Source organism: Mesorhizobium sp. M7D.F.Ca.US.004.03.1.1 (genome assembly GCF_003998635.1).
In the GTDB taxonomy this organism is placed as follows: domain Bacteria; phylum Pseudomonadota; class Alphaproteobacteria; order Rhizobiales; family Rhizobiaceae; genus Mesorhizobium; species Mesorhizobium loti.
Genome location: NZ_RZQG01000505.1, coordinates 1 through 4,443, shown reverse-complemented (window position 1 = coordinate 4,443; position 4,443 = coordinate 1). Strand labels below are relative to the sequence as shown.

Below are 4,443 nucleotides of genomic sequence, written 5' to 3'. Positions count from 1 at the left end.
GTAGGGAATGAGCGTCAGTTCGAGATCCTTGCTGGCATCGTCGGCGCCGAGCGCCCAGTAGGCACCGGAATCCATCGCGTTGATGGTGAGCGTGATGCCGACCTCGGCGAGATTGGCCTGGGCGATCTGCGCGACCGCCAGCGAGGTCGCGTCGTTGAGGCAGGTGAAGGTGAAGGTCAGCCCCGCCTTGCCGGATTCAGTGAGCAGCGCCCGCGCCTTGGCGACGTCCCTGGTGTAGAGCGGCGCGTCGGCCCAATTGCCGAGCAGGCCGGGCGCTAGCAGCGTCTTGGCGCGCGAGGTGGCGCCGGAATAGGCGCCCTGGATGATGGCATCGACATCGATCGCGAAGCGGATCGCCTGGCGCACCTTGAGGTCGGCAAGATCGCCCTTTTCGACGTTGATGCCGATCCAGGTGTAGTCGATGCCGGGAATGTCGATAACCTTGGTGTCCGGCAGGCCTTTGGCGGTGTCGAGCTGGTCGGCATCGAAGGCGGTGAAGTCGAGTTCCTTGGCTTGATAGGACAGGAAGGAGGTCTTGTGCTCGGGGATGATCTTGCCGGTGATCTCCTCGAAATGCGCCTTGTAGGGTCCCTTGTAGTCGGGATTGGCGGCGAGCACGAACTGCTCCTTCGGGCGCCATTCCTTGAGCACCATCGGGCCGGATCCGATCAGCGTCGTGGCGATCTTGTCGCCCAGTTGTTCGACGGCCTTCTTCGACAGGATCGCGCCTGACGCATCACAGATGCCGATCAGCCAGAGCGCCGCCGATGGATGCTTGAGGATCAGCTTGCCGGTGTATTTGCCGGTCACCTCGACCGATTTCAGCGCTTCCATGTCGTCGGCATAGGCGAGCTTCTTGCCGCTCTTGTCTCCGTTGATGTAGCGGTCGAACGAGTATTTGACGTCGTCGGCGGTCATCTCGCCGAAATCGCCGGTGAACATCTGGCCGGGGTTGAGCTCGAAGTCGAACTCGGTGTCGGAGATCTGCTTGATCTCCTTGGCCGCGTCATTCGTCCAGCTGGTCTTGCCCGGCTCGAAGCGCACCAGGGTCTGGCAGACCGAGCGGATGATGTTGCCTTCGGTGGTGCCGACGCGGTTGCCCGGATCGAGATTGCCGATGTCGGCATCGAGCGCGATGATCGGGTTGGTTCTGTCGGCCGCCCGCGCAAAGCCGATATAGGGCAGGATCGCCAGTGCCGACGAGCCGGCCAGGAATGTTCTGCGGTCGAGTTTCATGCGCATTTTTGTTCCCCTTTTTGTTGGCTGCACGTTTGTTGATTATAGGCAGTCGCGTGGAATGACCTCGTCGTAAGTCCGTTCGGCGAAGATCGTTCCCCGCTCATAGGCCTTGAGCCAGCCGCTGATGTGGAAACTGTCGCGGTCGCAGCTGACCGTGATTTCGCAATCGAGGCGCGCGTTCCAGTCCGGGCGGGTCAGTTCCTCATGGCAGGTCACTTGCGTCACGCAGCTCGTCGGGTCGTTGTCTGATATCCCATAGATCTTGCGGCGCCAGGAGGTGATCTCGGTGCCGATGTCCTCGAAGACGAAGCGGCCATCGTCGGACAGCGCCGTCAGTTCGGTGCGCTCGGTCGGCAGGTCTGTCGTCAGCGAGCGCAGCTGGCGAGCCGGCTCCTTGACCGTCACCGGACCCGGCTCGGCCCACAGCGCTTCCTCGAAGGCGACGGGCGCCAGGCCCTCCTCGCTGGCCAGGAGCGACAGATCGAGCCGGCAGCCCTTCGGGTCGAAGGTCAGCATGGTACGCTCCGGCGACGGCCAGGCCATCGGCCAGTAGGAGGACGAAATGGCTACCCGCAGCCTGTGCCCTTCGGGGATGATCTGCGCCACCGGCTTGAAGTCAAGCTCGACATCCTCGAACTGTCCTGGCGTCAGCGGCGTCGGGAATTCGTGGCTCTCGCGGTGCGCCAGATTGAGCAGCGCAAAGGTGATGAAGGCCGAGGTGCCGTCGGGCGCCACATCGTTCAGCCTGACGCAGATCTGCGCCTGCGGTTTGTCCGATGCAACGCGCAGCCTGATTTTCGAGATGCCGGCAAGCGGCAGGTCGGCCGCCATCGCCGCGCTGTCGAAGCACAGCGAGCCGCCATCGTCCGCACGCTGGTCGCGCGCGCCTTCGGCCGAGATGCGGCCCTGGCCGTAGGGGCACCATTCTTGCCCCTGCACGCCGGTTGTGAGCGGCGATGAAATGGTCAGCGGCCCTGCCCCGTCGCCCTGCGTTTCGCCGAGTTTGCCGTCGCCGTTCAGCCAATAAGCCTTGCCGCCGATCTGTTTTGCCGGCCATTGCGGAAAGCCAAGCCAGCGGCCCGGCCGGACATCGATGTGCGAATGCGGCCTGGCATAGTCCATCAGATAAAGGCGCATATCGGGATCGCTGTCAGCGCCGTTGTCGATCCCCTTCAGCCAATGATCGTACCAGCGGATGCATTCCTGCAGATAGCCGATTGCCGGCCCCGGCACGCCGCTGTTCGGCTCCTTGTGGCCCCAGGGACCGCAAAGGCCCTTGGCCGGCGCCTCGAGATTCTCGACTAGGTTGAAGATGGTCTGCGTATAGCCGTCGAGATAGCCGCCGACGGCCAGCACCGCGCACTCGATCGCGGAGAAATCCTCGCAGACAGAGCCCTGCTTCCAGAACGCATCGCGGCGCTGGTGCTTCAGCCACTCGGCGGCATGGTTCTTGTGGTCGTCGAGGCGGTCTCTCCACATCTGCCGCCAGCGATCCTCGCCGACGACGGCCGGGTCCGGCGGCAGTGCCGAATAGCCGAACAGCGCTCCGCCCCAGCCGAAATTGTCGTTGATCACGAGGCCGCCATTGTAATGCGCGTCGCAGGCATAGCGGTCGTCGGTCGAGCACGCCGTGATGACCGCCTTCAGCTGCGGCGGTCGACGCGCCGCCAGCTGCAGGCCTGAGAACCCACCCCAGCTGATGCCGATCATGCCGGCGACGCCGGTGCACCAGGGCTGCGCGCACAGATGCGCCAGGATCTCCAGTCCGTCATCCTGCTCGCGTTTGACATATTCGTCGTCGAGCAGGCCGTCGGAATCGCCGGCACCGGAAATGTCGACGCGCGCGCAGGCATAGCCATGCCCGGCGAAGAAAAGATGCATCTCGTCGTCGCCGGTGCGCGTGCCGTCGCGGCGGCGATACGGTATGTATTCGAGGATTACCGGAACGGGGTTTTTCTCGGCGTCATCAGGCAGGAACAGACGGGCGGCCAGCTTGCGGCCGTCGGCAAGCGGAATCCAGTGGGTTTCGACCGTTCTGACCCCGGAAATGACGACGCTGGGCATGTGAACTCCGGCTTGGATTGAATGACGATATAATGTATTGAATGGCCAATCAATATACAAACGAGAAGGCATTGCAATGGCGAAACGATCAATCAAGGCGATGCGCCGCGACGAGCTGGTCGACGCCGCGATTGCCGTCGTCGGCGAGGAAGGCATGTCCGGCGCCACGATGGCGGTGATCGCCCGGCGCGCCGGCATGTCGGCTGGGCTGGTCAACCATTATTTCGACAGCAAGGAAGAGCTGATGGCATTGGCCATGCGCAACCTGTCGAACCTGTTTCGCCAGGATATTCTGAAGCTGGCGCCTGCCGATCCGACGCCCGCACAACGGCTGAAGGCGATCGTCGATGGCTCCTTCGCACCGCAGCACCTCGGCGTGCCCAAGCGCGCCGTGACCTGGATGCAGTTCATGATCGCAGCGCAGACCGAGCCGCGCATCAAGCATCTCTACCACCTGACCGGCGCGCGCTTCGTTTCCAACATCCGCTATGCCGTCAAACGGCTGGTTCCGGCCGACCAGGTCGACGACACCGTCGACGGCATCGCCGCGCTGATCGACGGCTTCTTCTGGCAGAACGCGGGGGAGTATGTGGAAGAGGATCTTGAGCGGGCGCGGCGGATCTGCTGGCGCTACATCTGCCTGCTGATCCCCGGCGTCGAGGGATAGGAGGATCGCCACGCCGTCAGGCGTTTGCACTGCCAGCGTCCGAGGAATCATTCGTAAAAATCGATCGTTCTAACGAGAATAATTCGTTGGAAAGATCGGTGTAGGAATGACATTCTCCCAGCGTACCAGTCTGGAGCATTGCATTGTCTTCCGTTTCCCACTTCGCGAACGATATTCCGAAAAGCGCGTTTCCTGCCGATCTGACGCAAGGGCGAAGATCCCTCAACTGGAATGGCATCGTCCCCGGCATCGTCCTTGTCGCGATGATCACTGCCGTCGCCTTCTCGGCCCGCAACGTCTCCGGCTTCGCTTTGTTCAGCCCGATGATCCTCGCGGTGGTCGCCGGCATGATCTACTCCAACGTGCTCGGCACGCCCGCCCATGCCAAGGCCGGCATCGCGTTTTCGCAGCGCCGACTGCTGCGCTTCGCCATCGTGCTGCTCGGATTCCAGCTGACGCTTGGACAAGTTGTG

Annotated in this window: 4 protein-coding genes; 2 read left to right on the top strand and 2 right to left on the bottom strand. The window is 62.9% G+C overall.

Features of this window, described 5'->3' with window-relative positions; all coding sequences use genetic code 11:
- Together EN935_RS23995 and EN935_RS23990 are read right to left on the bottom strand one after the other, a co-directional pair.
- On the bottom strand, positions 1 to 1,242 hold a 1,242-nt coding region (locus tag EN935_RS23995; protein WP_127373671.1), incomplete at its 3' end, for an ABC transporter substrate-binding protein.
- A gap of 36 nt (positions 1,243 to 1,278) precedes the next feature.
- Complete coding sequence (locus EN935_RS23990) at positions 1,279 to 3,303, bottom strand: CocE/NonD family hydrolase (RefSeq protein ID WP_164757554.1); 2,025 nt, start codon at positions 3,301 to 3,303, stop codon at positions 1,279 to 1,281.
- A 76-nt stretch (positions 3,304 to 3,379) separates the two neighbouring features.
- On the opposite strand from EN935_RS23990, the gene betI reads away from it, so the two are divergent.
- The gene (gene betI / locus EN935_RS23985; RefSeq protein WP_127262654.1) at positions 3,380 to 3,970 is read left to right on the top strand and encodes a transcriptional regulator BetI; all 591 of its coding nucleotides are present in this window, start codon (positions 3,380 to 3,382) and stop codon (positions 3,968 to 3,970) included.
- Between the two features lie 143 nt (positions 3,971 to 4,113).
- On the top strand, positions 4,114 to 4,443 hold a 330-nt coding region (locus EN935_RS23980), incomplete at its 3' end, for a putative sulfate exporter family transporter (RefSeq protein WP_127373670.1).

Excerpts from the sequence above, each read along its gene's own strand:
- EN935_RS23990 (WP_164757554.1), bottom strand. The coding sequence starts at position 3,303 with ATGCCCAGCGTCGTCATTTCCGGGGTCAGAACGGTCGAAACCCACTGG.
- betI (WP_127262654.1), top strand. The coding sequence starts at position 3,380 with ATGGCGAAACGATCAATCAAGGCGATGCGCCGCGACGAGCTGGTCGAC.